Source organism: Longimicrobiaceae bacterium (assembly GCA_035936415.1).
Classification (GTDB): Bacteria; Gemmatimonadota; Gemmatimonadetes; order Longimicrobiales; family Longimicrobiaceae; genus JAFAYN01.
On the sequence record DASYWD010000136.1, the window covers coordinates 1 to 3,952 of the forward strand.

Genomic DNA, 3,952 nt, shown 5'->3' on the forward strand with positions numbered 1-3,952 from the left:
GAGATCGCCTCCTTCGGCGGCTTCCTGGGACGCAAGGGCGATGGTGAGCCGGGGGTCAAAAGCCTCTGGATCGGGCTGCGCAGACTCTTCGACTTCACTCTCGCTTTCCAGACCCTCCGAGATGTGGGTAATGCGTAGCCCCTGCGGGGAGGGGCCGGGGGAGGGGGTCCGCCCCCGACTCGCCCCCATGCCGCGGCTGACAGGAAGCCCTCTCCCGCTTGCGGGGGAGGGTGGCGAGCCTAAAGCGAGCCGGGAGGGGGCCGCCATTTCCATCGTTGACAGCCCGTGGGCCGGATGGTACGTTCCGCCCGTCCGAGCGGTCCCACCGAGCATGCCCTCCACCGAACGAGAAAGCCCGGCACCCATGGTCAGCATCGCAGAGATCCGTGCACGCGAGATCCTCGACTCGCGGGGGAACCCCACCGTCGAGGCCGAGGTCATCCTTTCCAACGGGATCCTGGGGCGTGCGGCGGTCCCGAGCGGCGCCTCCACCGGCGAGCACGAGGCCGTGGAGCTGCGCGACGGGGAGCAGGGCCGCTACCTCGGCAAGGGCGTGCTGGACGCGGTGGACAACGTCGAGGAGGAGATCGGCCCGGCGCTGCACGGGATCGACGCGTACGACCAGGTGGCGGTGGACCGCGCCATGATCGAGCTGGACGGCACCGAGAACAAGGGCCGGCTCGGCGCGAACGCGATCCTCGCCGTGTCCCTGGCGACGGCGCGCGCGGCGGCCCGCGACTGCCGGCTCCCGCTCTACCGGTACCTGGGCGGGCCGCTGGCGAACGTGTTGCCGGTGCCGATGATGAACATCCTCAACGGCGGCGCCCACGCCTCCAACAACGTGGACTTCCAGGAGTTCATGGTGATGCCGGTGGGCGCGGAGACCTTCTCGGAGGGGCTGCGCACGGGGGTCGAGATCTTCCACGCGCTCAAGAAGGTGCTCTCCTCGCGCGGCAAGAGCACCGCGGTGGGGGACGAGGGCGGCTTCGCGCCGGACCTGGCCTCCAACGAAGAGGCGGTGGAGGTGATCCTCACCGCCATCGAGCAGGCGGGGTACCGCCCCGGCGAGGACGTCGTGCTGGCGCTCGACGTGGCCGCCTCGGAGATGCACCGCGACGGCGGGTACGTCTTCCACAAGTCCTCCGGCGAGCGCCGCGGCGCCGCGGAGATGGTGGAGTTCTACCGGGACTGGACCACCCGCTACCCCATCCGGTCGATCGAGGACGCGCTGGACGAGAACGACTGGGACGGCTGGAAGCAGCTCACCGATGCCGTCGGCGACCGCATCCAGCTCGTGGGCGACGACCTCTTCGTCACCAGCACGCAGCGCCTGCACGACGGGATCGAACGTGGGGTGGCGAACGCCATCCTGATCAAGGTGAACCAGATCGGGACGCTCACCGAGACGCTGGAGGCCATCGAGATGGCGCGCAGGGCCGGGTACAACGCGGTGATCTCCCACCGCTCCGGGGAGACGGAGGACACCTTCATCGCCGACCTGGCGGTCGCCACCGGGGTGGGCCAGATCAAGACGGGGAGCGCCAGCCGCACGGACCGGGTCGCCAAGTACAACCAGCTCCTCCGGATCGAGGAGCGGCTGGGGAGCGCTGCCCGCTACCCGGGGGGCGGCCTGTGGCGCTGAGCTCCCGCGCCGGGCGGCGCCTCCTCCTGGGCGCGGTCGCCGCGGTGGCCGCCTACTACGCGCTCTGGGGCGGGGAGTACTCCGCCTTCCACCTCCGGCGCCTGGACGAGGTGCGCGAAGCGAAGGCCGCGGAGCTGGCCGAGACGCGCGCGGCGGTGGACTCGCTGCGCACCTACGCGGCGCTTTTGGAAAAGGACGACGCCACCCTGGAGCGGGTGGCGCGGGAGCGCTTCGGGATGATCCGGGACGGGGAGACGCTGTACCGCTTTTTCGAGGCGGAGCCCGAGCCCGCGGCGGCACGCCGGGTGGCGAAGGCCCCTTGACGTTTCCGCCCACCGGCGTATATTTAGGGCACTTGACGCGGGGTGGAGCAGCCTGGTAGCTCGTCGGGCTCATAACCCGAAGGTCGCGGGTTCGAATCCCGCCCCCGCTATAACGAATTCCGTGGCGGAGTAGCTCAGCTGGTTAGAGCAGCGGAATCATAATCCGCGTGTCGGGGGTTCGAGTCCCTCCTCCGCTACCTTGCCGAAAGGGGCCGCTCGCACGAGCGGCCCCTTTCGTGTCGCTGGGCTGGCAACCGGCCGTCGCGGGGATCGCCCCCGCGGCGGCCGCAGCGTTTCTCTCGCCCGTCTATCTCGCCTCCAGCTCCACCTGGTCGTGCGGCGCCATCACGCCGAGGACGCGCTCCATGGCCATGGTGTGGCTGCAGGTGCCGTGGTTGTGGAAGTAGCCGCAGTCGCAGCGCCAGTGTCCGTCCTCGAATCCGACTTCGTGGTTCCCGTTGTTTCCGTCGAACTCCACCTTCAGGCTCTGGAAGTGGATGCGCTCGGGCTCGGTGGCGTAGGTCTTGGCCTTCTGGATCTTGTTGATCATCCCCGAATCGAGCATCAGGACCTCCTTGCTAGGGAACAACAAAAAACGCCGCGCAGCAGTCTGCGGGGCGTTCCGGATGGAGCGTCTTCGAACGGAGCCGACGGAGTGGAAAACTCCCAGATCTGCACCACGTACCTCCTTCCCGCACGGGTTCGGGATCGGAACGGGGGATAGCGCGGGACCGCCGCGTGCGGCGGGTCGGCCCGGCCTCCTGATCGCAAGGTAAAGCGTCCCCGGCGATCCCGCAACAGCCCTGTCGCGCTCTTTTCTGCGGCCCCGAGGACCATGCAAAATCCGTACTCCCCGGGCGGGGTCGTGCGCGTATCTCCCCGTCGGAACACGTCTTGCGACGCCGGGTGGGCCATGTTGGGATGTTGAACCCAGACCAGGAGGACGCATGGCGGATCTCAAGCGCACCACGCAGACGGGCGGCGGCGTCCGCACGGGGATTACCCCCGAGGGCGAGCAGGGCGAGCACAACCAGGGAGCCGAGTTCGGCACGTCCGACCGCGCCACCCGCGGCACCGACCGCGACGTGGACGGCTCCGGGACCTCGAAGAACCAGGGGCACGGGCACCCGCGCGAGGAGCGCGGCTCCGACCTCGACTGACCCTGCCCTCCGGCGGGACGGGCGGACCGGCGCGGGAGCGTGCAGCGCGGCGCTCCCGGGCCGTCGTTCTTCCGGTCCGGACGGGTCCCTCCCCACACGCCGTCGGGGTCCTCCCGCTGGCCGCTCGCCCCCGAGGAAGCCATCGTGCCCTTGCGGCCGGTCTCGCGCGCGGAAGGGGAACCGCGGCGCCACGGTCCGGTACACAGAGGGTAGGAACTCGAATGCGCCGGCACCCGGGCCCACGCCCGACACCCACGGCACCATGACACGAATGCTCAAGGGCGCGTCCGCCCTCGCACTGCTCGCGATCGTCCCGCTCGCGGCCGCCTGCTCGAAGACGGGCGAGTCGGCCCCGGTGTCCGACGGGGCCGCCTCCGTAGCGACCACAGCGGCCGCGGCCACCGGCCCGGCCATCACCGTCTACAAGAGCCCCACCTGCGGGTGCTGCACCAAGTGGGAGGACCACCTGCGCGAGAACGGCTTCCGCGTGGAGAGCGTGACGAGCGACGACGTCGCCGCCATCAAGCGGGCGCGCGGGGTGCCCCTCGCAATGCAGTCCTGCCACACGGGCGTCGTGGACGGCTACGCGATCGAGGGGCACGTCCCCGCGGACGTGATCCGCAAGCTGCTGGCGGAGCGCCCCGCGGTGAAGGGGATCGCCGTCCCCGGGATGCCCATGGGCTCGCCGGGGATGGAGGGTCCGTACAAGGACGACTACGAGGTCTTCACCTTCGACGAGACGGGCCCGAAGGACGTCTACGCGGTCCGGTAGCCAGGCCGGACCGCTCGACGCCGTCCGCGAAGCGGCCGCCGCCCCACACCGGGCG

Annotated in this window: 6 protein-coding genes and 2 tRNA genes; 7 read left to right on the forward strand and 1 reads right to left on the reverse strand. The window is 70.4% G+C overall.

Annotated elements, in window-relative coordinates:
* The 5 genes from VGR37_05070 to VGR37_05090 form a co-directional block, all read left to right on the forward strand.
* The coding region (locus tag VGR37_05070; GenBank protein HEV2146767.1) for an IS4 family transposase at positions 1-138 on the forward strand (138 nt) is incomplete at its 5' end.
* Positions 139-364: 226 nt separating this feature from the next.
* Complete coding sequence (gene eno, locus VGR37_05075; GenBank protein HEV2146768.1) at positions 365-1,642, forward strand: phosphopyruvate hydratase; 1,278 nt, start codon at positions 365-367, stop codon at positions 1,640-1,642.
* Complete coding sequence (locus tag VGR37_05080; protein HEV2146769.1) at positions 1,633-1,965, forward strand: septum formation initiator family protein; 333 nt, start codon at positions 1,633-1,635, stop codon at positions 1,963-1,965. The genes eno and VGR37_05080 overlap by 10 nt, the downstream gene beginning before the upstream one ends.
* A 36-nt stretch (positions 1,966-2,001) precedes the next feature.
* A tRNA-Met gene (locus tag VGR37_05085) sits at positions 2,002-2,075 on the forward strand.
* Positions 2,076-2,088: 13 nt separating this feature from the next.
* Positions 2,089-2,162, forward strand: a tRNA-Met gene (locus tag VGR37_05090).
* Positions 2,163-2,272: 110 nt separating this feature from the next.
* Here VGR37_05090 and VGR37_05095 read toward each other — a convergent pair.
* Positions 2,273-2,530, reverse strand: a complete 258-nt coding sequence (locus VGR37_05095; GenBank protein HEV2146770.1) for an SWIM zinc finger family protein — start codon at positions 2,528-2,530, stop codon at positions 2,273-2,275.
* 382 nt (positions 2,531-2,912) lie between these two features.
* Between VGR37_05095 and VGR37_05100 the strand changes: the two genes are divergently transcribed.
* Together VGR37_05100 and VGR37_05105 are read left to right on the forward strand one after the other, a co-directional pair.
* Positions 2,913-3,125 carry a hypothetical protein gene (locus tag VGR37_05100; protein ID HEV2146771.1) on the forward strand — a complete coding sequence of 71 codons (213 nt, stop codon included), beginning with the start codon at positions 2,913-2,915 and terminating at the stop codon, positions 3,123-3,125.
* Between the two features lie 262 nt (positions 3,126-3,387).
* A complete protein-coding gene (locus VGR37_05105) occupies positions 3,388-3,897 on the forward strand; it encodes a DUF411 domain-containing protein (protein HEV2146772.1) in 510 nt (169 codons plus the stop codon).
* Positions 3,898-3,952: the final 55 nt, after the last annotated feature.

Bases quoted from the DNA above. Each gene is read 5' to 3' on its own strand.
- VGR37_05095 (HEV2146770.1), bottom strand. From the start codon at position 2,530: ATGCTCGATTCGGGGATGATCAACAAGATCCAGAAGGCCAAGACCTAC.
- VGR37_05100 (HEV2146771.1), top strand. From the start codon at position 2,913: ATGGCGGATCTCAAGCGCACCACGCAGACGGGCGGCGGCGTCCGCACG.
- eno (HEV2146768.1), top strand. From the start codon at position 365: ATGGTCAGCATCGCAGAGATCCGTGCACGCGAGATCCTCGACTCGCGG.
- VGR37_05105 (HEV2146772.1), top strand. From the start codon at position 3,388: ATGACACGAATGCTCAAGGGCGCGTCCGCCCTCGCACTGCTCGCGATC.